22 protein-coding genes and 1 tRNA gene are annotated in these 22,299 nt (G+C 65.9%); 16 read left to right on the top strand and 7 right to left on the bottom strand.

What is annotated here, in order from left to right:
* The first annotated feature begins 61 nt into the window (after positions 1–61).
* The 11 genes from truA to AC3FOF_RS39615 all read left to right on the top strand — a co-directional run bounded on the left by truA (position 62) and on the right by AC3FOF_RS39615 (position 11,844).
* Complete coding sequence (gene truA, locus AC3FOF_RS39665) at positions 62–886, top strand: tRNA pseudouridine(38-40) synthase TruA (protein WP_276268493.1); 825 nt, start codon at positions 62–64, stop codon at positions 884–886.
* Entirely contained in the window at positions 870–1,574 is a 705-nt protein-coding gene (locus AC3FOF_RS39660; RefSeq protein ID WP_035814082.1) for a phosphoribosylanthranilate isomerase, read from the top strand. Before truA ends, AC3FOF_RS39660 begins: the two co-directional genes overlap by 17 nt.
* Positions 1,575–1,692: 118 nt before the next feature.
* Positions 1,693–2,886: a tryptophan synthase subunit beta gene (gene trpB, locus AC3FOF_RS39655; protein WP_017228649.1), complete on the top strand. Its 1,194-nt coding sequence runs from the start codon at positions 1,693–1,695 to the stop codon at positions 2,884–2,886.
* Complete coding sequence (locus tag AC3FOF_RS39650) at positions 2,886–3,794, top strand: DNA-methyltransferase (RefSeq protein WP_017228650.1); 909 nt, start codon at positions 2,886–2,888, stop codon at positions 3,792–3,794. Before trpB ends, AC3FOF_RS39650 begins: the two co-directional genes overlap by 1 nt.
* 2 nt (positions 3,795–3,796) lie before the next feature.
* On the top strand, positions 3,797–4,594 hold the full coding sequence (trpA, locus tag AC3FOF_RS39645) for a tryptophan synthase subunit alpha (protein WP_488729717.1): 798 nt from the start codon (positions 3,797–3,799) through the stop codon (positions 4,592–4,594).
* Between the two features lie 180 nt (positions 4,595–4,774).
* Positions 4,775–5,647: an acetyl-CoA carboxylase, carboxyltransferase subunit beta gene (gene accD / locus AC3FOF_RS39640; protein ID WP_017228652.1), complete on the top strand. Its 873-nt coding sequence runs from the start codon at positions 4,775–4,777 to the stop codon at positions 5,645–5,647.
* 242 nt (positions 5,648–5,889) lie between these two features.
* Positions 5,890–7,200 carry a bifunctional tetrahydrofolate synthase/dihydrofolate synthase gene (gene folC / locus AC3FOF_RS39635; RefSeq protein ID WP_276268558.1) on the top strand — a complete coding sequence of 437 codons (1,311 nt, stop codon included), beginning with the start codon at positions 5,890–5,892 and terminating at the stop codon, positions 7,198–7,200.
* Between the two features lie 122 nt (positions 7,201–7,322).
* A complete protein-coding gene (locus tag AC3FOF_RS39630) occupies positions 7,323–8,051 on the top strand; it encodes an SPOR domain-containing protein (protein ID WP_017228654.1) in 729 nt (242 codons plus the stop codon).
* A gap of 56 nt (positions 8,052–8,107) precedes the next feature.
* Positions 8,108–8,605 carry a CvpA family protein gene (locus AC3FOF_RS39625; RefSeq protein ID WP_276268557.1) on the top strand — a complete coding sequence of 166 codons (498 nt, stop codon included), beginning with the start codon at positions 8,108–8,110 and terminating at the stop codon, positions 8,603–8,605.
* 97 nt (positions 8,606–8,702) lie between these two features.
* A complete protein-coding gene (gene purF / locus AC3FOF_RS39620; protein ID WP_017228656.1) occupies positions 8,703–10,238 on the top strand; it encodes an amidophosphoribosyltransferase in 1,536 nt (511 codons plus the stop codon).
* A 400-nt stretch (positions 10,239–10,638) separates the two neighbouring features.
* Positions 10,639–11,844, top strand: a complete 1,206-nt coding sequence (locus AC3FOF_RS39615) for an O-succinylhomoserine sulfhydrylase (protein ID WP_488729716.1) — start codon at positions 10,639–10,641, stop codon at positions 11,842–11,844.
* A gap of 41 nt (positions 11,845–11,885) precedes the next feature.
* Here the strand turns inward: AC3FOF_RS39615 and AC3FOF_RS39610 are convergent, their stop codons facing one another.
* Positions 11,886–12,149, bottom strand: a complete 264-nt coding sequence (locus AC3FOF_RS39610) for a hypothetical protein (protein ID WP_017228658.1) — start codon at positions 12,147–12,149, stop codon at positions 11,886–11,888.
* 44 nt (positions 12,150–12,193) lie between these two features.
* Between AC3FOF_RS39610 and sugE the strand changes: the two genes are divergently transcribed.
* Positions 12,194–12,514 carry a quaternary ammonium compound efflux SMR transporter SugE gene (gene sugE, locus AC3FOF_RS39605; protein ID WP_017228659.1) on the top strand — a complete coding sequence of 107 codons (321 nt, stop codon included), beginning with the start codon at positions 12,194–12,196 and terminating at the stop codon, positions 12,512–12,514.
* Between the two features lie 27 nt (positions 12,515–12,541).
* Here sugE and AC3FOF_RS39600 read toward each other — a convergent pair whose 3' ends face one another.
* Both AC3FOF_RS39600 and nodI read right to left on the bottom strand, forming a co-directional pair.
* A complete protein-coding gene (locus AC3FOF_RS39600) occupies positions 12,542–13,399 on the bottom strand; it encodes an ABC transporter permease (protein WP_017228660.1) in 858 nt (285 codons plus the stop codon).
* A 24-nt stretch (positions 13,400–13,423) separates the two neighbouring features.
* On the bottom strand, positions 13,424–14,335 hold the full coding sequence (gene nodI, locus AC3FOF_RS39595; protein WP_017228661.1) for a nodulation factor ABC transporter ATP-binding protein NodI: 912 nt from the start codon (positions 14,333–14,335) through the stop codon (positions 13,424–13,426).
* Positions 14,336–14,532: 197 nt separating this feature from the next.
* Here nodI and AC3FOF_RS39590 point away from each other — a divergent pair, with 197 nt between their 5' ends.
* Positions 14,533–15,066, top strand: a complete 534-nt coding sequence (locus tag AC3FOF_RS39590; RefSeq protein ID WP_276265776.1) for a PaaI family thioesterase — start codon at positions 14,533–14,535, stop codon at positions 15,064–15,066.
* Between the two features lie 363 nt (positions 15,067–15,429).
* On the opposite strand, the gene rpsU is transcribed toward AC3FOF_RS39590, so the two are convergent.
* On the bottom strand, positions 15,430–15,642 hold the full coding sequence (gene rpsU, locus AC3FOF_RS39585; protein ID WP_006158571.1) for a 30S ribosomal protein S21: 213 nt from the start codon (positions 15,640–15,642) through the stop codon (positions 15,430–15,432).
* A gap of 34 nt (positions 15,643–15,676) precedes the next feature.
* Positions 15,677–15,874 carry a cold-shock protein gene (locus AC3FOF_RS39580; RefSeq protein WP_006158572.1) on the bottom strand — a complete coding sequence of 66 codons (198 nt, stop codon included), beginning with the start codon at positions 15,872–15,874 and terminating at the stop codon, positions 15,677–15,679.
* Positions 15,875–16,003: 129 nt separating this feature from the next.
* On the opposite strand from AC3FOF_RS39580, the gene AC3FOF_RS39575 reads away from it, so the two are divergent.
* Positions 16,004–16,079, top strand: a tRNA-Met gene (locus AC3FOF_RS39575).
* Between the two features lie 228 nt (positions 16,080–16,307).
* Here the strand turns inward: AC3FOF_RS39575 and AC3FOF_RS39570 are convergent.
* Positions 16,308–17,633, bottom strand: a complete 1,326-nt coding sequence (locus AC3FOF_RS39570) for an ATP-binding protein (RefSeq protein ID WP_488729715.1) — start codon at positions 17,631–17,633, stop codon at positions 16,308–16,310.
* A complete protein-coding gene (locus tag AC3FOF_RS39565; protein ID WP_017228665.1) occupies positions 17,634–18,368 on the bottom strand; it encodes a response regulator in 735 nt (244 codons plus the stop codon). It abuts the gene before it with no gap.
* A 236-nt stretch (positions 18,369–18,604) separates the two neighbouring features.
* Here AC3FOF_RS39565 and AC3FOF_RS39560 point away from each other — a divergent pair, with 236 nt between their 5' ends.
* Together AC3FOF_RS39560 and AC3FOF_RS39555 are read left to right on the top strand one after the other, a co-directional pair.
* Positions 18,605–19,807, top strand: coding sequence for an SDR family oxidoreductase (locus AC3FOF_RS39560; protein WP_017228666.1), 1,203 nt, complete (start codon positions 18,605–18,607; stop codon positions 19,805–19,807).
* On the top strand, positions 19,804–22,200 hold the full coding sequence (locus tag AC3FOF_RS39555) for a penicillin acylase family protein (protein ID WP_488729714.1): 2,397 nt from the start codon (positions 19,804–19,806) through the stop codon (positions 22,198–22,200). Before AC3FOF_RS39560 ends, AC3FOF_RS39555 begins: the two co-directional genes overlap by 4 nt.
* Positions 22,201–22,299 lie beyond the last annotated feature (99 nt).

The following is a 22,299-nucleotide window of genomic DNA, read 5'->3' as shown; positions in this document are numbered from 1 at the left end:
GATCGCCTGCTTTTGCCGGCGTCCGGTCCGTTTCCTTTCGTTCGTTGTCCATTTCCGCCTCATGACCCGCATCGCCCTCGGCCTCCACTACGACGGTGCCGCCTTCTCCGGCTGGCAGTCGCAACCGCACCGCAATACGGTACAGGACCGGCTCGAAGACGCGATCGAACGCTTTGCCGGCATCCGCCTGCCAACCACCGTGGCCGGCCGCACCGATGCCGGTGTGCACGCCCTTGGCCAGGTGATCCACCTTGACACCAGCTTGTCGCGCGAACCGTTCTCGTGGGTGCGCGGCATCAATGCCTTCCTGCCACCCGCTATTGCGCTGCAATGGGCCCGGCCGGTCGACGACGGCTTTCACGCCCGTTTCCTGGCTTTCGAGCGCATGTATTACTACGCGCTCTACACCGGCCCGCACCGGGTGCCGCTGGTGCACGGCAGGGCCGGCTACCTGATGCTGCCGCCGGGGCAGGGCCTGGATATCGCGGCCATGCGGGCAGCCGCCGGCTGCCTGCTGGGCGAGCACGATTTCTCGGCCTTCCGGGCAGCCGAGTGCCAGGCGAAGTCACCGGTCAAGACCATGTACGACGTCACGCTCAAGGCCGACGGCGACTGGCTGTTCGTGCGCTTTCGCGCCAGCGCCTTCCTGCACCACATGGTGCGCAACCTGATGGGCTGCCTGGTGGCGGTAGGGCGGGGACGCTATCCGCCGGGCTGGCTGGCCGAAGTGCTGGCCGGCCGCAATCGCGCGAAGGCGGCGCCCACATTCATGCCGGATGGCCTCTATCTGGCCGGGGTGAAGTATCCTGAGCCATACCGGCTCCCGGCCGCCGATACGGCCGCCAGCCTGTTCCATGGAGTGTTTGCCAATGACCCTGATGCCTGAGCCGGACAGCGCCGTGCCATGCCGCACCCGCGTGAAGATCTGCGGGCTGACGCGCGAGGAGGACGTGCGCGCCGCGGTCGATGCCGGCGCCGATGCGATCGGCCTCGTGTTCTATCCGGGCAGCCCGCGCTTTGTCGAGGTGGCGCGCGCGGCCGCGCTGGCCGAAGCCGCCGGCCCCTTCGTATCGGTGGTGGGCCTGTTCGTCAACGCCGAGGCCGACGACGTCGCCCACGTGGCCGAGCGGGTGCCGCTTACGCTACTGCAGTTCCATGGCGACGAGACGCCGCAAGCCTGCGCCCAGGTAGCCCAGCGCTGCCGGCTGCCTTTTCTGCGCGCCGCACGCGTGCAGCCCAGCCTCGATTTGGTAGAATTCGCAGATCTGTATCGCGATGCCGCTGCTTTGCTGCTCGATGCCTTCGTTGAAGGCTACGGCGGTGGCGGCCACGTCTTCGACTGGACCCTGATCCCACCGGCATGGCTTCCACCTATCCACAACCCGACCGCAAGCGCCGCTCCTCGGATCGTTTTGAGTGGTGGGTTGAACGCGCAAAACGTCGCTGGCGCGATTGAGCGCGTGCGCCCCTACGCCGTCGATGTAAGCAGCGGCGTGGAGGCTGCCAAAGGCGTGAAAGACCACGCCAGGATTGCCGCCTTCGTGCGCGCGGTCCGCAGCGCGGATGCCGGCTAGGACTGGGTGCGTTTCGGGCATCCTCTTCCGCCTGCCCGTGCCTGTCCCGCGTACGACCCTAATGCCATCGAGCTCCTGCCGGACGACCGGCAAGGACTCTGTTCAGAAGAGCTGACTCATGTACGACCTGCCCGACGCCCGTGGCCATTTCGGCCCCTATGGTGGTTCCTTTGTTTCCGAGACGCTGGTGCACGCGCTGGATGAATTGCGCGAAGCCTATGCTCACTTCCAGAAAGATCCCGAGTTCGATGCGGAATACCGCCGCGAGCTGAAGCACTTCGTTGGCCGCCCGTCGCCGATCTACCACGCGCAGCGCTGGAGCGAGATGCTCGGCGGCGCGCAGATCTATCTCAAGCGCGAAGACCTCAACCACACCGGTGCCCACAAGATCAACAATGTGATCGGGCAGGCGCTGCTGGCCAAGCGCATGGGCAAGCCGCGCGTGATCGCGGAGACCGGCGCCGGCCAGCACGGCGTAGCCACCGCCACCATCGCGGCGCGCTTCGGCATGGAATGCGTGGTCTACATGGGCTCGGAAGACGTCAAGCGCCAGGCGGCCAACGTCTACCGCATGAAGCTGCTGGGCGCGACCGTGGTGCCGGTGGAAAGCGGCTCCAAGACCCTGAAAGACGCGCTGAACGAAGCCATGCGCGACTGGGTCACCAATGTCGAGAACACCTTCTACATCATCGGTACCGTCGCCGGCCCGCATCCCTACCCGATGATGGTGCGCGACTTCCAGTGCGTGATCGGCGAGGAAGCCAAGGTGCAGATGCCGGAAATGGCCGGGCGCCAGCCCGACGCCGTGATCGCCTGCGTGGGCGGCGGCTCCAATGCCATGGGCATCTTCTATCCGTATATTGAACACAAGGACGTGCGCCTGATCGGCGTGGAAGCCGCCGGGGACGGCCTCGAGACCGGCCGCCACGCGGCGGCGCTGATCGGCGGCTCGCCCGGCGTGCTGCATGGCAACCGCACCTACCTGCTGCAGGATGCCAACGGCCAGATCATCGAGACCCATTCGATTTCCGCTGGCCTGGACTATCCGGGCGTCGGTCCCGAGCATGCATGGCTCAAGGACATCGGGCGGGCGGAATACGTTCCGATCACCGATGAGGAGGCGCTCAAGGCCTTCCACGACTGTTGCCGCATCGAAGGCATCATCCCGGCGCTGGAATCCAGCCACGCCATCGCCTACGCCTGCAAGCTGGCGCCGACGCTGCCCAAGGACAAGTTGCTGCTGGTCAACCTGTCCGGCCGCGGCGACAAGGACATGCATACCGTGGCCGAGCGTTCGGGGCTGAAGCTCTGATGCGCGAGATGCTCCCGCCGGGCGCCACCGAGGGCGGCGCCCCCTCCGTTCCCCTCGCCGCACCGCAACTGACGTTGTATCAGGAAGACGTGCTGGAAGGCATCAAGCGCATTGCCGACGAGTCGATCGACCTGATCGTGGCCGATCCGCCCTATGGCCTGGGCAAGGACTACGGCAACGACTCCGACCGCCTGTCCGGGCAGGCCTACCTGGAATGGTCCGCGAGCTGGATCGATGCCGTGGTGCCCAAGCTGGCGCCGCGCGCCTCGCTCTATCTGTTCTGCACCTGGCAGTACTCGCCCGAGCTGTTCGTCATGCTCAAGCAGCGCCTCAGCATGATCAACGAGATCATCTGGGACCGCCGCGTGCCGAGCATGGGCGGCACCACGCGCAAGTATTCCTCGGTGCACGACAATATCGGCTTCTTTGCGCGCGCGCGCGACTATTACTTCGACCTCGACTCCGTGCGCGTTCCGTACGATGCCGAGACCAAGAAGGCGCGCAGCCGTCCGCGCTTCGAGGGCAAGAAGTGGCTCGAGGTCGGCTACAACCCGAAGGACCTGTGGAGCGTGCCGCGCATCCACCGGCAGGATCCGGAACGTGCCGACCATCCGACGCAAAAGCCCTTGCATATCGTGCAGCGCATGGTGCTGGCCAGCTGCCCTCCCGGCGGACTGGTACTCGACCCCTTCACCGGTAGCGGTACCACCGCGGTCGCCTGCGCGCTGCACGGACGGCGTTTCGTCGGCTTCGAGATGAACCCCGAATACGTGGGCGTGGCGCGCGAACGCGTCGCGGCTTGCATCAGCTCGCCGCGGGCCGCGCCTGCTATCCTGAATATCGCCGCCGCGAACGACGAGCCCTTGCTGCCCGCCTCGTCCACGCCGCTGCCCAACCTCGCTCAATGACCATGTCCCGAATCAAAACGACTTTCGCGGCGCTGGCCGCGCAGAACAAGAAGGGCCTGATTCCGTTCATCACCGCAGGCGATCCCGAGCCCGGCCTGACCGTGGCGCTGATGCATGCGCTGGTGGCCGGTGGCGCCGACGTGATCGAACTCGGCGTGCCGTTCTCCGATCCGATGGCTGATGGTCCGGTGATCCAGCGTGCCTCGGAGCGCGCGCTGGCCCAAGGCGTGTCGCTGACCCAGGTGCTGGCCTGGGTCAGCGAGTTCCGCCAGACCAACGCTGCCACGCCGGTGGTGCTGATGGGCTATGCCAACCCGATCGAGCGCATGGGCGAGGAGGTCTTCGCCAAGGCCGCGTGCGCGGCCGGTGTCGACGGCGTGCTGGTGGTCGACTATCCGCCCGAGGAGTGCGAATCCTTCGCCGCGCTGATGCGCGCCAGCGAGATGGATCCGATCTTCCTGCTGGCGCCGACCTCCACCGACGACCGTATCGAGGCGGTCGCCAAGGTGGCGAGCGGCTATCTGTACTACGTGTCGCTCAAGGGGGTGACCGGCTCGGCCACCATCGACCTGGACAGCGTGGCTGCGCGCATTCCGCAGATCAAGCGCCACGCCAACCTGCCGGTGGGCGTGGGTTTCGGTATCCGCGACGCGCAGACCGCGCGTACCATTGGCAGCGTGGCGGATGCGGTGGTGATCGGCAGCCGCCTGGTGCAGTTGCTGGAAGATGCGCCGCGTGCGCAGGCGGTGGAATCGTTGCGTGCGTTTATCGCCGAAATCCGTCAGGCGCTCGACGCCTGAGGGTGATTCATGCGGCACCGCCCCGGCGCCCGCCCGGGCGGTGAGCCCGTAAAAAGACGGATTTTTGCGGCAGTTGTGCCGCAACAGGCGCATTGCCCCGGCGGAACGGGGACTGCGGACGGCAGGCATGGTAAATTCGCGGCCTGACATGTTCCGCGCATGTGCCGAAAGGAGCCTTTCATGAGCTGGTTGGATAAACTCCTCCCTCCCAAGATTCAACAGACCGACCCCTCCACCCGCAAGGGCATTCCGGAAGGGCTGTGGGTCAAGTGCCCGTCGTGCGAGTCGGTGCTGTACCGTACCGACGTCGAGGCCAACCTCCACGTCTGCCCCAAGTGCGACCACCATATGCGCATCCGCGCCCGCGCCCGCCTGGACGGGCTGCTGGACGCCGAAGGCCGCTATGAGATCGGCCAGGAAATCGTGCCGGTCGACGCGCTCAAGTTCAAGGACACCAAGAAGTATCCCGACCGCATCAAGAGCGCCATGGACGACACCGGCGAAACCGACGCCATGGTCGTGATCGGCGGCGCCATCCACACCATTCCGGTGGTGGTGAGCTGCTTCGAATTCGAATTCATGGGCGGCTCGATGGGCTCGGTGGTGGGCGAGCGCTTCGTGCGCGGCGCCCAGGCGGCGCTGGAGCAGAAGGTGCCGTTCATCTGCATCACCGCCACGGGCGGCGCGCGCATGCAGGAAAGCCTGCTGTCGCTGCTGCAGATGGCCAAGACCACATCGATGCTGAACCAGCTGTCGGCGGCCAAGCTGCCGTTTATCAGCGTGCTTACCGATCCCACCATGGGTGGCGTTTCGGCCAGCTTTGCGTTCCTGGGCGATGTCGTGATCGCCGAGCCTAAGGCCCTGATCGGCTTTGCCGGTCCGCGCGTGATCGAGCAGACCGTGCGCGAGAAGCTGCCGGAGGGCTTCCAGCGGGCTGAGTTCCTGCTGCAGAAGGGCGCGATCGACATGATCGTCGATCGCCGCAAGCTGCGGGACGAGCTGGCGCAGTTGCTGGCCTTGCTGCAGAAGCAGCCGGCGGATGCAGTGGCTTAAGGGCCTGGTCCCGGATAGTTGAAGGCGAGGAAGCGCGGACGGGTTGTTCGCGCTTTTTCTCTTTTCTGGCGTTGAAAGCCAGACCATCGAAGCCAGGTCTTTGACTTCGCCCGGAACGCCCCAATATCTCCGCATGCCAGCCTGAAGCCGGAACCCAGGCAAAAATACCCGGGCGCCAAGAACCTCCCGCCCTCCAATCGGCTCCAATAAGCCAAGCCCCCGAATTAGCCAGTATTCCCATCATGCCCATCTTTCCCTCCCTCCCCGAATGGCTGACCCATCTCGAATCCGCCCACCCGGTCGGCATCGACATGGGCCTGGCGCGCATCACCCGCGTCAAGGAGGCCCTGGGGCTGCGCATCGATGCGGTGGTGTTCACCGTCGGCGGCACCAACGGCAAGGGTTCCACCTGCGCGATGCTGGAGCGCATCCTGCTGGAGGCGGGCTACAAGGTGGGCTGCCATACTTCGCCGCACCTGATCTCGTTTAACGAACGCGCGCGCATCAATGGCGAGTTCGCCACCGACGCGCAACTGCTGCCGCATTTCGAGGCGGTGGAGCGGGCGCGCACCAGCTTTGCCGATCCGGTGAGCCTGACTTATTTCGAGTTCACCACGCTGGCGATCATTCATGCGTTCGCCGCGGCGGGACTCGATGCCATCATCCTGGAAGTGGGACTTGGCGGCCGCCTGGATGCGGTCAACGTGATCGACACCGATTGCGCCATCGTGACCAGCGTGGACATCGACCATACGAACTATCTGGGCGACACGCGCGAGAAGATCGGCTATGAGAAGGCCGGCATCTTCCGTCCCCATGTGCCGGCCATCGTGGCCGATCCCATGCCGCCGAAATCGGTGATCGACCATGCCGAGGCCATTGGCGCCGATCTGTGGCTGGTGGGCCGGGACTTCCAGCACCAGGCCGCCAAGGGCCAGGAGCGCCAGCAGTGGGACTGGAGCGGCCGCGAGCGCAAGCTCAACGGCCTGGGCTACCCGGCATTGCGGGGCGCCAACCAGCTGCTCAACGCCTCGGCGGCGCTGGCCGCGCTGCAGGCAATGCGCCCGCGGCTGCCGGTCAGCGCGCAGGAAGTGCGCAACGGGCTGGCTTTCGTCGAACTGCCGGGGCGGTTCCAGGTGATGCCGGGGCGCCCCGCGGTGATCCTGGATGTGGCGCACAACCCGCATGCCGCGGCCACACTCGGTCAGAATCTCGACAATATGGGCTTCTTCCGCTACACCTACGCGGTGTTCGGCGCGATGGAGGACAAGGATATCGCCGGCGTGTTGCGCCATTTGTCCGACAAGGTCGATCATTGGTGCCTGTGCGACCTGCCGACCCCGCGCGCCGCCACGGCCGGGAATCTGCTGGAGAAGCTGGAGGAGGGCGGTTTCCGCGCTGGCCCGGATGCTACCGCAGCCTGTTTCCCCAGTCCGGAGGCGGCTTACCGGGATGCCCTCGGCAGGGCGACCGAGAATGATAGAATTCTGGTCTTCGGATCGTTCTACACCGTGGCAGGCGTGATGGCATATCGCGCTACCCGGGCAAATTGAGTCGCGCGGCGGCCGGGCAATCTTCCCGGGCTGACACCGGGGCTGACACCGGGACAGATCGCCGCGCAATCTGAGCGACAATTTCAACGGCCGGGTTTGCGGCCGTCGCACCGAACCAATCTATGGGCCTGCTTTCGCTGTTTTCTTCCCGCAAGGGCAACGCCCCGGCACCGGAGCGCGGGCGCCGCTCGCGCTCGGATCCGGGTGCAGGCATCGCATCGTCGCGGCGCCTGGCCGAGGAGTATGCGGACGACACGCTCGATCCGGAATTCCCGCAGAAGCAGCGGGCGCGCAGGCGCCTGATCGGCGCCGTGGTGATGATGGCGGCTGCCGTCATCGTGCTGCCGATCGTCTTCGAAACCCAGCCGAGGCCGGTTGTCGACAACATCTCCGTGCGGGTCGATGGTGGCCCGGGCGGGGCCGCCGGCAAGCCGAAGGCCGAGACCCGCAAGGCGGATCCGCTGCCGCCGGGGCCACAGTCCAAGGTGGATAGCCAGACGCTCGATGCCGGCGAGGAACTGGTTGCCGATGCCGCCGCGGCCAAGCCCGCCACCCCAGCTACCCCGTCTGCCGAGAAGGTTGCCGACAAGCCCGCCGTCCGCGCCGACGCCAAGCCGGGCAGCAGCAGGTTCCTGCTGCTGATCGGCGCTTTTTCCTCCGAGGAGAAGGCCAAGGGGTGGCTTGGCAAGCTCAAGGCAGCCAAGGTGCCCGCCTATATCGAGAAAAAGGTCCTGGCCGATGGTGAGCGTGTGCTGCTGCGGGCCGGTCCGTTCTCGGATCGCGACGCGGCCGACGCCGCCGAGAAGCGGGTGCGCGACGTGGGCCTGGCCGCCAAGGTGGTCGAACAGTAAAGACCGGGGCCGGTTGGGCCAGACGCCAGCCGCCGCACCGGCATATCGTATTACGCATGCAGCCGACTTTCTTTGATTACAGCGTCGCTTTCATCCTTGTCGCTTCCGGCCTGATCGGCGTGCTGCGCGGACTGGTGCGGGAAGTGCTATCGCTGATCGGCTGGGTGGTGGCGTTCTGGGTGGCGTACCACTATGCGGGGACGGCGGCGGGCTGGATCCCCGACTCGGTGCCCGGCGGGGAACTGGCGCGTAGCGCGCTGGGATTCGCCGTGCTCTTCATTGGCACGGTGATCGCCGCAGGGCTGGCCGGCACCGTGCTTGGCCAGTTGCTCGAAAGCACTGGCCTCAAGCCGGCCGACCGCGGTCTCGGGCTGGTGTTCGGGCTGCTGCGGGGTGGGTTGGTGGTGATGTTCGTGGTGACCCTGGCCGGGCTCACCAAGCTGCCTGAAGAGGCGTTCTGGCGCGATGCGCTGTCCCGGCCCTATGTGATGCAGGCGATGGAGTCGCTGCGGCCATGGCTGCCGCCCGAAGTCGCCAAATACGTCAAGACATGACATGAGGCCGGGCAGACCGCCCGGCCGGTAGTACGCGGGCCCCGCCCTACAGGGCGGAGCCGCCCCCTGATTCAAACGCCTTTCCTGGGAGCTTGGCATGTGCGGTATCGTCGGTGTGGTTTCCTCCACGCCCGTTAACCAATTGATTTACGACAGCCTGCTGCTGTTGCAACACCGCGGACAGGATGCAGCCGGCATCGCTACCGCAAATGGCAGCACCTTCCACATGCACAAGGCCAACGGCCTGGTGCGCGACGTGTTTCGCACGCGCAATATGCGCGGCCTGCCTGGTGCCGCCGGCATCGGCCAGGTGCGTTACCCCACCGCCGGTTCGGCCTCGAGCGAGGAAGAAGCCCAACCGTTCTACGTCAACGCCCCCTACGGCGTGATCCTGGCCCACAACGGCAACCTGACCAACTGGAAGCAGTTGCACGAGGAGCTGTTCAAGCGCGACCGCCGCCATATCAACACGCACTCCGACACCGAAGTGCTGCTGAACGTGCTGGCCGACGAGCTGCAACGCGCCAGCAGCGGCCTCGCGCTTGATCCGGCCACCATCTTCAAGGCCGTGGCCGGCATGCACCGCCGCGTGCGTGGCTCGTACGCCATCGCCGCGCAGATCGCCGGCTATGGCATGCTGGCCGTGCGCGATCCGTTCGGCATCCGTCCGCTGTGCCTGGGCAGCGTGGAAACGCCGACCGGCAAGGAATGGATGGTGGCGTCGGAATCGGTGGCGCTAGAAGGCATCGGCTACAAGCTCGAGCGCGACGTGGCGCCCGGCGAGGCCATCTTCATCGACCTCGACGGCAATCTCTACACGCAGCAGTGCGCCGATAACCCGGTGCTCACGCCGTGCATTTTCGAGTACGTCTATCTGGCCCGCCCGGATTCGTGCATCGACGGCGTGCCGGTGTACGATGCGCGCCTGCGCATGGGCGACTATCTGGCCGAGAAGATCCGCAACGAAGTCTCCGCCGGCGACATCGACGTGGTGATGCCGATTCCCGACTCCAGCCGTCCGGCCGCCATGCAGGTGGCCAACAAGCTGGGCGTGAACTATCGCGAGGGCTTCTTCAAGAACCGCTACATCGGCCGCACCTTCATCATGCCCGGCCAGGCGGTGCGCAAGAAGTCGGTGCGCCAGAAGCTCAACGCCATGGGCGTGGAGTTCAAGGGCAAGAACGTGCTGATCGTGGACGACTCCATCGTGCGCGGCACCACCTCCTTCGAGATCGTGCAGATGGCGCGCGACGCCGGCGCCAACAAGGTGATCTTCGCCTCGGCCGCGCCGCCGGTGAAGTTCCCCAATGTGTACGGCATCGATATGCCGACCCGCAGCGAGCTGGTCGCCTATGGCCGCACCCACGAAGAGATCGCCAAGATCATCGGCGCCGACAAGCTGGTCTACCAGGATGTCGAAGCGATGAAACAGGCGGTGCGCGACATCAACCCGGCGCTGAAGGACTTCGACGCTTCGTGCTTCGACGGCCGCTATGTCACCGGCGATATCGATGAAGCCTACCTGGAGCGCCTGGAAACCGCGCGCAGCCAGGCCGATCGCGATGGCACCGGTGGCCTTGGCGATGGCGAGCGCTCGCAACTGCACTTGCAGCGCTCGGGCGGCAACGAGTAACGGTAACGAGCAGGACCGGGCATGCCCGTGCGGCAACACCGCGGAGTTGACGAGAAGCGAGGCCCGGCCGTACCATTGCCGGGCGTCGATTTGATTGTCAGCTTGCGGACGCGGGTCCTGCCGGAACGCCATGTCGGTCCCGGAACAGGAAATTGCCCGTCACAGGGAAATGCCCGAAACAGCTAAAGCGGAACGCCGGCTTCCCGGTTGTGCGCATCAACGGCACAATGGCAAGCCGGATTCCCGCCGCAGCGCGGGGCCTGTCCCCAAGAACACAAGCAGCCCGTCGATTCGGCCCCCGGCCAGAGATCGCACGGGCTTTTTTATTGCTGCCGCCAGCGGGCAGCCTGGCTTACACCTCCTACACGGATAACCGCGCGGGTACCACCGCCTCTCCATCATGAACGAACCGCTTCCTCTCGACTCCCTCGGCATCGATACGCTTGGCGTGCGTGCCGGCACCATGCGCAGCGAGTTCATGGAGCACTCGGAGGCGATGTACCTGACCTCCAGCTTCTGCTTCAACAGCGCCGCCGAGGCAGCCGAGCGCTTTGCCAATTCGGAAACGGGCTTCACCTATTCGCGTTTCACCAATCCCACCGTGGCCATGTTCCAGAGCCGCCTGGCCGCGCTGGAAGGGGCCGAGGCCTGCATGGCGACCGCGTCCGGGATGAGCGCCATCATGTCGGTGGTGATGTCGTCGATGCAGGCGGGCGACCACCTGGTCAGCTCGCGCGCCATCTTCGGCTCGACCATGACGCTGTTCTCCAATATCTTCGCCAAGTTCGGCGTAGAGACCACCTTCGTCGACGGCACCGACCTGGCCGCGTGGCGCGCGGCGGTCAAGCCGAACACCAGGCTGTTCTTCCTGGAGACGCCGTCCAACCCGCTTACCGAGGTAGCCGACATTGCCGCGGTGGCAGAGATCGCCCACAACGCCGGCGCGCTGCTGGTAGTGGATAACTGCTTCTGTTCGCCGGCGCTGCAGCAGCCGATGAAGTTTGGCGCCGACATCGTGGTGCATTCGGCCACCAAGCATATCGACGGGCAGGGGCGCGTGCTGGGCGGCGCGGTGCTGGGCTCGCACGATTTCATCATGGGCAAGGTGTTTCCCTTCGTGCGCACGGCCGGGCCGACGCTGTCGGCCTTCAATGCCTGGGTGCTGCTCAAGGGCATGGAGACGCTGGCGATCCGCATGGAGCGCCACAGCGCGAGTGCGCTGGCGCTGGCCGAATTCCTGGAGTCGCATCCGGCGGTGGCACGGGTCTATCATCCTGCACTGAAGTCCCACCCGCAGCACGAAACGGCCATGTGCCAGCAAAGCAGCGGGGGCGCCATCGTCTCGTTCGAGCTCAAGGGCGATACGCCGGAGCAGCAGCGCGCCAATGCCTGGCGCGTGATCGACAGCACCCGGGTGTGCTCGATCACCGGCAACCTGGGCGACACGCGCACCACGCTGACCCATCCCTATACCACCACGCATGCACGCGTCAGCCCGGAAGCCAAGGCGGCCGCGGGCATTGGCGAAGGGCTGATCCGCATGGCGGTGGGGCTGGAGTCGGTGGCCGACCTGAAGGCGGATCTGCTGCGCGGTCTCGAGGGCTGAGGCCGGCTATCGCCGCCTGTTGTCCCGCCCGGGCAGGGCGCTCAGTGCGCCGGCGCGGCCTCGTCGCTGCCAGCCACGGCTTTCACGCCAGCCTTGGTCACGTCATAGGTTGCCTCGACCGCGGTCGAGGCAACGCTGACCGCTGCGGAACCCACCGTGGTCACGGTGGACACCGCGGCACTGCCCACCGCCACGGTGGCGCCCACCACGCTGCATGCGGACAGGCCCGCGCCCACGCTCGATACGGCCACTATCGCCGCCACGCGCACGATGCGGCGCAGGCCGGCATGCACGAAGCGCCACATTGACGTATCTTTGCACACTGGGACAACGCTGACGGACATTCGAAATGGCATGGACACTGCTTGCCCTCGCGGGCCTGTTTGAAGTGGTATGGGCGGTTGGCTTGAAATACACCGAGGGCTTTACGCGCCTGTGGCCAAGCGTGATTACGCTGGCCGCCATGGCCGCCAGCGTAATACTGCTGGCGCTGGCCCTCAAGCACATCCCCGTCGGCACCGGCTACGCGGTCTGGACCGGCATCGGTGCAGTGGGCACAGCCGTGCTCGGCATCATACTCTTCCAGGAGCCGGCCACGGCCGCGCGTATCGCCAGTATCGCGCTGATCGTCTGCGGCATCGCCGGGCTCAAGCTGTCCGGCGCCGCCTGAGCCCGGCGCCGGTCTTCGCGGCGGTCCTCAGCGCAACAGCCGCCGGCGCAGCAGCATCAGCGCGACCACCAGCGCCACGGCCGCGTAGGCGCCGAGCACGATCAGGTGCAGCGCGAGGTTGTCGATCGGGCGCCCCAGCATGATGGGGCGGATCAGCGCCACCGCATGCGCCAGCGGCAGCACCTGGGTGGCCGCTTGCGCCCCCGCGGGCAACTGCTCCAGTGGGAAGAACACGCCGGAGAGCAGCAGCATCGGCGTCATCACCAGCGTCTGGTAGAACATGAAGAAGTCGTAGCTGGGTGCCAGCGCGGTGACGATCATGGCCAGGCTGGCGAACGCGATGCCGGCCAGCACGATGACCGGCAGCGCCAGCAGCGCGCCCGGCATATGGGCATAGCCCAGCGCGCCTGCCACCAGCATGATGGCCAGGCCCGACAGCACCGCCTTGCTGGCCGCCCACATGATTTCGCCCAGCACGACGTCGCCCAGGGTCAGGGGCGCATGCATGATGGCCTCCCAGGTGCGCTGCACGTGCATGCGCGAGAAGGCCGAATACATTGACTCGAAGCTGGCCGACATCATTACGCTCGAGGCCGTGGTGCCGGCCGCGAGGAAGGCGATGTAGGACACGCCGTTGACCTGTCCCACCAGCAGGCCAAGGCCCAGGCCGAGCCCGAACAGATAGATCATGGGATCGGCCAGGTTGCCGATCATGGAGGGAATCGCCAGTTTCTTCCACACCATGTAGTTGCGGTACCAGACCATGGTCCAGTTGCGCATATTCATCGGCAGCAGCGGCTGCGGGTAGTGCTGCCGCTGCACGGCCGTCTGCCGCGGCACGGTGGCGGCCGGCGTGGCGGTAGGGCGGGGGTCTTGTTCGCTCATGTTCAATCCGTTGTCAGTCGTGCGTCAATCGCGCATCTCGCGGCCGGTCAGCTTGAGGAAGACGTCTTCCAGGTTAGCGGGGCGGTGCAGGTAGCGCACGCCGGCACGCCCGTGCAGCGCGGCCAGCAGCGGCGCCGGTTCCTTCACGTAGCAAAACAGCGTTTCGCCGCTGGCCTCGATACGGGCCGCGAGCGGATTCAGTTCGCGGCGCAGGGGGGCGAGATTGTCGCCATACACTTCCACCACATCGCAGCCGATCTGGCTGTCGATCAGTTCATGCGGCTTGCCTTCGGCGATCTTGCGGCCGCCGTCGATCACGCACAGGTAATTGCACAGGCGCTCAGCCTCTTCCATGAAGTGGGTGGTCAGCAGGATGGTCTTGCCGCTGGCCAGCAGCGACTTGAGGCGCTCCCAGATCAGGTGGCGGGCCTGGGGGTCGAGTCCAGTGGTGGGCTCGTCCATCACTAGCAGGTCCGGGTCGTTGATCAGCGCGCGCGCCACTGTCAGGCGCCGCCGCATGCCGCCTGACAGGTCCCGCACCTGCGCGCCGCCACGGCTCTCCAGCCGGGCGAATTCGAGCAGTGCCGGTATGCGGCGTTCTATCTCGGCCCGCTCCAGGCCGAAGTAGCGGCCAAAGATGCGCAGGTTCTCGATCACGGTGAAGTCGGGGTCGAGATTATCGAATTGCGGTACCACGCCCACGCGCATGCGGGCCTGCGGCGCGCGCTGGGGAATGGGTTCGCCGCAGAGGGTGAGACTGCCGGCAGCGGGCGTGGTCAGCCCCAGCAACAGGCGCAGCGTGGTGGTCTTGCCGGCGCCGTTCGGCCCGAGCAGGCCAAAGCACTGGCCGCGTTGCACGCTCAGGCTGAGATCGTCCACCACGACGGTATCGCCGTATTGCTTGCTTACATTGCGTAGTTCGAGGATGGCAGTCAAGGCAGGAGCGGATCGGGCGCGCCGCTGGCGCAATATCCGCCATTATGCCGGCAGTGGCGCGCCCGGTTTGTGGCGCGCCGCAGCAAGAATCCGCAGATCCGGTTATCTTGCGGGTTCACGCGAGGCGCGAAGCGACCCGGCTACGGGGTGGGCGAGTCGAGAACCGCAGATCGAAGCAAACCAAGGAGACAAGAGGAATGAGTGCGGAAGACACACTGGCCCAGTGGCAGGAAGCCGAACGCCAGGCGCGTGCGCGCATGGGCGAGCCCGGGGTGGCATCGCGAGCGCAACTGCGCGAGCGTGCCGGGCTGCAGTTCTTCGAGGAGCTGCTATCGGGAAAGATGCCCGGCGCGCCCATTGCTCAGCTGATGGACTTTTTCCCGGTGGAATTCGAGTCTGGCCGCTTTGTCTTCCAGGGCACCCCTGGCCCGCAGCACTACAACCCGATCGGCACCGTGCACGGTGGCTACGCCGCGACCCTGCTGGATTCCTGCGTGGGTTGCGCGGTGCATACCATGCTGCCGGCGGGGAAGGGCTACACCACGCTGGAACTGAAGGTGAACTACGTACGGCCGCTGACCTCGCGGACCGGCCCAATCCGCGCGGAGGGCAAGGTTATCAGCCTGAGCACGCAGATCGGTATTGCCGAGGGCCGTATCATCGACACGCAGGGCAAGCTGTACGCCTATGCCACGACCACCTGCCTGGTGTTCCCGATGCCGGCCGACTGAGGCAAAGCGAGTGCGGCGCCATGCCAGGGATGGCTTGGCGCGTTTGTGCCAATGTGCACCATCGGAAACGCGAATACAGGGAAGTGCGCGCCCGGAGCGGTTGCGACGGCAGGGAGTCGGTAGTGGGAATTGGTACGCATGGCAACGTCGCGCGCAATGGGCGAGTGCATGCAATGCGCCGGCCTTGATCGGTTCGGATGAACGACGGCGAGGGCGGGACGGGGCAGGCTGGGGTCTGGCCGTTTAAGGCCGGACCGCCAACAGCGCCGCGGAAATGGAAAAATCCGCCAGGCGTTGACTGGCGGATTTATGCGGCCTGCGGCAAATCGCGTCTGAGCGCGCTTGCCGCATGCAGTGCCGAAATCAGTACATCTTCTTCGGCAGCATCTGCATGCGCAGACGCTTGCGAAGGCGCGATTCCGCGGCTTTCTTCTTGCGCTTGCGCTCGGTCGTGGGCTTCTCGTAAGCGGTACGGCTCTTGAGTTCAACGATCAGGCCGGTCTGGAGAATGGCCCGACGGAAACGCCGCATTGCAACTTCAACGGGCTCACCTGGTTTCAAGACGATCTTAGTCAATTCTGTCCTTTAGCTTTGCCGCAAAGCGGCGGGTTCAAACGGGGGAAACATTGGCCGCTTCAGGACCCTTCTTGCCCTGTTGCGACTGGTATTGCACTCGCTGGTTATCTTGCAGCGGAGCACCCCCGCGAACCTGAGAGATGTGGACGAACAAGTCCTTGCCACCAGCGTCCGGGGTGATGAAGCCAAAACCCTTCTGGGCGTTGAAGAACTTGACGGTACCAGTTTCCATGGAAAAATCCTTTTTTGAGCGCAAAGAATGCGCCCACTTGCTTTTACACGTTTACGTAAACGCTGTCAAGAAAGCGTGCGGAAAATGCTTTGCAAACTCGCGGGAGTGGCGTATAGTACGCCCCTCTGACGCGGGGTGGAGCAGTTGGCAGCTCGTCGGGCTCATAACCCGAAGGTCGCAGGTTCAAGTCCTGCCCCCGCAACCAGACCTATTCTACTAAAAAGCCCGCCGACAGTCCCGGCGGGCTTTTTGTCGTGCGCGCGGTGATTATGGGTCATCGCGTCATCAGACTGGAACAGGCCATCGCCACCCAGCCGGCTGCCGCGCATGCGCCCATCCAGGACAGCAGTACGGCAACGATCGTCGACCATCTCATCGAAAAACCTCGTGCGGTTCGGGGGCCATCGGTTGCGCCTGTATCACCGGGCACGCCTCAAGCGTGCGCCCCGGCAAGGCCAGCCTCGTCCATGGCGGGTAATGTGATGACAAAGCGCGCGCCGCCCGCGGCGCCGCTGTCCAGTCTTACCTGGCCGCCATGCAGCAGCGCTATGCGCCGCACGATGGCCAGGCCAAGCCCGAAGCCGCCGGTGTGGCGGTTTCGGCTCGAGTCGGGCCGGTGAAAGGGCTCGAAGATGCGTTCGCGCTCGTCCGGCGCAACGCCAGGGCCATCGTCCTCCACGGTCAGGCGCAAGGTGCCTGCCGTGTCGGTTTCGGCGCACAGGTGGATGGCGCCGCTGGCATAGCGGCTGGCATTGCGGCACAGGTTGAGCAGCGCGCGAGCCACCAGCCGCGGATCGCAGATATGGTGAGGGTGGGGGCCGCTGGCGCTCACCGATAGCGTCAGCTTGCGGTCGGCCACCTCGTTGGCGACGCTGGCCGCCACGCTGTCGATCAGTTCGCTGACCGAGACCCGCATCAGCATCATCGGCGCAGCGCCCTGTTCGAGCTGGCCCAGCGTCAGCAACTCCGTGACCAGTTCGTCCAGCTCGCGCACATCGCGGCGCAGGTCCTCCAGGCGCAAGGCCTGGCGCGCCTGCTCCACCTCGCCGCTGCCGGCCGACTGCAGCAGGGCGATGCCGAATTCCAGCCGCGCGATCGGCGTTTTCAGCTCATGCGATATGCCGTGCATCATCTCCCGCTGGTGCACGATCGAGGCTTCGATCTGCTCGGCCATTTCATTGAACTGCCTGGCCAGTCCCAGGATATTGGAGCGCTTGGTCAGGTTGGCGCGGGTCGAGAGCTTGCCATTGCCGAAATCCCTGGCCGCCTGCTGCAGCTTGTCCAGATCGCGCCAGTGGTACCACACCCACGCCACGATCGACAGCAGGGTGGCGAGCGCGATCAGCAGATAGGCGAGCACCGAGATATTGGTGTGATCCTCTTCCTCGCTGCTCGCATGCAGGATCTGGCCATCGCGCAGTGGCAGGTAGTAATCCTTGGCGTCGTAGCTGAGTACCAGCTTGCCGGCGGCGATATCGCGCAACTGCCGTGCATCCAGTTGGGAGAGATCGGCGCGTTCGAGCAGGTCGAACTTCTCGAACGCATGCTTTCGCAGGTTGGCGAGCGCGGCGTCGCGCTCCTTGCCCCGGTGCGGACCGAGATACTCGGTCAGCGTAAAGGCATAGCCCTTGCGGCTTTCGCGCTCGGTCTCGGTGAAGTGTTCGTGAAACAGCGGGATGAAGGTGGTGTTGATGACGGTTACGGCAGCGGCTGCCGCTACGATCACCAGCAGATATAGCTTGAGTAGCGAGCGGACCATTCATTCCTCCCAGGCGGACGGGCTGAACAGGTAGCCCCGGCCCCAGATGGTCTTGATCTTGTGGGGCTCGGGAGAGGCATCCTCGAAGCGCCGGCGCAGCCGCGAGATGCCCGAGTCGACCGTGCGATCGATGCCGTCGAACTCGATGCCGCGCAATTGCTTGAGGATGTCGTCGCGGCTCAGTACCGTACCGGCGGCACGCGCCAGGATCAGCAGCAGGTTGAACTCGGTGGTTTTCAGGTCCACCGCCTGTCCGCGCCAGGTTACCTGCCGGTTGGGCGGCGAGATCGACAGTGCGCCGAACACCAGTTCGCGGTCCATTGGCGCCCGCGTGGTGCTTGCGGGAACCTGCTCGGCGGCAGCGCGCCGCAGCAGGGCGCGGGCACGGGCCACCAGCAACCTGGGCTCGATGGGTTTGACCACGTAGTCGTCGGCGCCCAGCTCCAGGCCGGCCACCTGGTCGTAGGTGTCCACGCGCGCGGTCAGGATCAGCACCGGCACACGCGAGAAAGCGCGAATGCCGCGGCAAACCTCCATGCCGTCCAGGTGCGGCAGCATCAGGTCGAGGATGACCAGCGCGGGCCGGTGCGCCTGGACGGCGGCCACCGCGATATCGCCGCGCCGGACCACTTCCACCGCGAATTCGTAGTTGCCCAGATATTCGCTGACCAGTTGCGCGAGGCGGTCGTCGTCTTCGATCAGCAATACCTTGTACTTGGCCATGGCGTCGCTCATGACGGGATTCCCTGGGGCATAAAAGTGCCGATTCTATCCGGCCCGCGGCATGCATTGGCGGTCCGGGAAGCTTCCGGACAAATCTGCACAATTGAACAAGATTTCGCGCGATTTCAGGACAGACAGCGTGCCACGCCACCCCTAATCTGCGGGCTTCGACATCGAGGCCGGGCATCCGTGGAACAGAAGGCGAGAATGCCTTGGCGCGATCAACTACACCTTCCAAGGAGAATGCCATGATGTGGGATTGGCATGCCAGCCTGAACGCACAGGATCTTGTCCGCACGCATGCCTGCGATACACGTCCGGCCGGAGTGGAGTGCCTGCTATTGACGGGCGCCACCGGCTTTATCGGTGGCAACGTGATGGTGGCTGCCATCAACGCGGGACTGGCAGAGCGCCTGCTATGCCTGGTGCGCGGCAACGATGCTGCGGACGCGCTGGAGCGCTTGCGCGCCAATGCGATCCAGTGCGGGCTGCTGGCCAGCCGGGCCGCGTGGCTGACCGTGGACAACGTGCTGCTGGGCTCGCTGGACAGCGATTTCGCGCCGGCGGCGGTGGCTCGCCTGGCATGCGTCACGCATGTCATCAATTGTGCGGCGATGGCTTCGTTTTCCTCCAATGCCCAGGTCACGCGCATCAACGTGCGGGACACGCTCCGCTTCGCTTCCCGCTTTGCGGACAGTCCCGCATTGCGCCGCTTCGTTCACGTCGGTACCGCCATGGCTTGCGGTACGCGGCGCGGGACAAGAGGGCCAAGGGGGACAAGGATTTCCGAGCAGGATGCCAGCGGGGACGACGCCAGCCATCTGGTGCCCTACACGCGCAGCAAGCAGCAAGTGGAACTGCTGCTGCGCCGCGATTTCCCGGGCCTGCCGCTGGTGGTGGCGCGGCCCTCCATCGTAGTCGGGCACACCGTGCTGGGCACGCAGCCGTCGGCCAGCATCTTCTGGCTGTTCCGGATTATCCACCGGGCACGCCGCTATACCGCCGGGCCGCTGACCCGCATCGACGTCATCGCGGCGGACGACTGTGCGCAGGCCTTGCTGCGGCTGGCGCTGAAACCGGACCTGCGCTTCGATGCCTACCATCTTTCGGCGGGCGCGGGGGCGCCTACCATCGCGCAGGTGGTGGCCGCCATGGACGAGGCGGCCCTGAGCGAAGATGCACCCGCCTACCGCATGTGCCCGGCCAGCGATCTTCCCGTCTTGGCGCACGACGTGGCCCGTACGGAGCGCATCAGCAACCGTCGCCTGATCGAGCGCGCCTTGCGGCTGTACTCGGGATTCGCGGAACTCGGCTATGTGTTCGACAACGGACGCATCCGGGAAGAGATCGACTTCCAGCCTCTATCGATCACCGATTACGTCAGCGAATGCATGCGCACTTCGCACGGCGTGGGCATCCTCGAACAGATGAGCTGGGACTTCAAGGCATGAAACCAGTACCTGCCGGCTTTGCTTTCCTGTGTCGCGCCGCGTTGGCGGGTTGGCTATGCGTGCTGCTGACCGGCTGCGGTGACGAGGAGGCGGCGAGTCCGGATAGCGTGCGCTACAGCGCGCAGATCCGCCGCACCAGCTATGGCGTGCCGCACGTGACGGCGGATGACGAGGCGGGCCTCGGCTTCGGCATAGGCTATGCGCAGGCACAGGACGGCATCTGCGTGCTGGCCGACCAGTTCCTGACAGTCGCCGGGGAGCGTTCCCGCCATCTGGAGGCGAACGCCCTCGTGGAGCAGGGGGGGCGCCTGGACAACCGCGCTTCCGATTTCTTCTATATGCAGCTCAACCAGGCCGCCGTGCTCGACGAGGCGTGGCGCGCGCAGCCGCCCGAGCTGCGCAGCCGGTTCCTGGGTTTTGCCGCTGGCTACAACCGCTACCTGAAGGAAACCGGCAGGCAAGCGTTGCCGAGGGCCTGCCGCAATGCGGCGTGGGTGCGGGATATCAATGAACGGGACCTGATGCGCTTGATGCGCTACTACGCTTCGCTGAATGGCGTCGTGGCCTTTGCGCCGTGGCTGGTGGCAGCGCAGCCGCCCGGCGCGGGCGTCGCGCCTGTGCGCGCCCCGGCGCGGCGTGCGCGGGTGGCACTCGCGCAAGCGGCCGCGGCAACGCGCGCGAGTACCTACCGGACCGGCAGCAACGGCGTGGCGCTGGGGCGTGATGCGACCAGGAACGGGCAGGGCATGCTGCTGGGCAACCCGCATTTTCCCTGGCATGGCATTACCCGCATGATGCAGTTGCATCTCACCTTGCCGGGCCGCATCGACGTCATGGGCGCGACGCTGCCGGGCATGCCGGTCATCGGTATCGGTTTCACGCGGGAATTCGCCTGGACACATACCACAGCGTCGTCCTCGCATGAAACCCTGTTCGAGCTGGATCTCGATCCGGCCGACCCGACCCGCTATCGTGTTGACGGCGTATCGCGGCCGATGCAGCGCCAAGTGGTGACGATCGACGTGCGGCAGTCTGACGGCAGCATCGGGCAGGAGTCGCACACCTTCTACCTCAGCGAATTCGGCATGGTACTGGCGCTGCCTGAAAGCGTGCCCGGCCATGGCTGGACCCGGACCAAGGCATATGCGCTGCGCGACGCCAATACCGAGAACCATCGCATGGTGGCGCAATGGCATGCGATGAACCGGGCGCGCTCGCTGGCGCAACTGAGGGAGTCGGTCGAGCGCGTGCTCGGCAATCCGTGGAACAACACCATCGCCGTCGACAGCGGTGGCACCGCCTTGTTCATGGCGCTGACGCCCGTGCCGAATGTCAGCGCGGCGCAGCTGGCGCGCTGCGGGCGCGGCTCCGTGGCTGGCAGGTTTGTGCTGCGCGGCACGCCGGCGTGCCAATGGGCCGACCAGCCCGGCACGCCGCAGCGCGGCATCTTCGCCGCCGCCGGCTTGCCGGTCATCCAGCGCATGGATTACGTGCAGAACTCCAACGATAGCGCCTGGCTCACGCAGCCGGCGGCGCCGCTCACGGGGTACTCGCCGTTGGTGAGCCAGTCGGATTACCCGCAGGGAGGGCGCACGCGCATCGGTATCCAACAGCTGGAGGCACGGCTCGCCGGAACCGATGGCCTGCCCGGGCGCGGCATGACGCTGCCGCAACTGGAGGCCATTGCCCTGAGCAATCGCGTCTATTTCGCGGAACAGGTGATGGATGACCTGCTCAAGCTGTGCCGCGCCACGCCCGCCGCCAGCACGCGCGATGGCGTGCCGGTCAGGCTTGGCGAGGCTTGCGAGCGCCTGGCCGCCTGGGATCGCACGGCGGGGCTGGGCAGCAATATCGGCTATCTCTATTTCGAAAAATTCTTCGCCGCCATCGGCGAGGAGCCGTCGGTATGGGCCGTGCCGTTCGATGCACGAGACCCCGTCGGCACACCACGCGGCCTGAGGCTCAATGACGCCGCCGCTGCGGGATTGCTGCGGCGCGCCCTAGCGGACGCGGTGCATGCGGTGAACGGCAGCGGTGTGCGGCCCGATATCACCTGGGGTGAATTACAGGTGGTGCGGCGCGGCACGCGCAAGATCCCGATCCACGGCGGCAGCGACGCGCTGGGCGTGTACAACATGATGGAAAGCCGGGAGCAGCCGGATGGCACGCGCGAGGTGATGCATGGCACCAGCTACCTTCAGGCAGTGTCGTTCGGCCCTGCGGGGCCGCATGCCGAGGCCTTCCTGGCCTACTCGCAATCGTCCGACCCGGACTCGCCGCACGCGGCCGACCAGACCGAGCGGTTTTCCCGGAAGCGCTGGATCGCGTTGCCTTTCACCGAGGCCGAGATCCGGGCCGACCCGGGCTTCAGCGAACGACGGATCTGGCAGTGAGCATGTGACTCCGGCGGTGCTTTGCGGCTGGCAAGGGGTAGGGCGCCGGGGCGGCTCCGCGTCCCTGCCGGCGGCAGCCCCCGCCCGGCGGGCCGACTG

The sequence above is a fragment of the Cupriavidus sp. 96C5-1 genome (assembly GCF_057798855.1).
The sequence above is the reverse complement of the archived record's forward strand: the minus strand, read 5'-3'. Positions and strand labels throughout refer to the sequence as shown.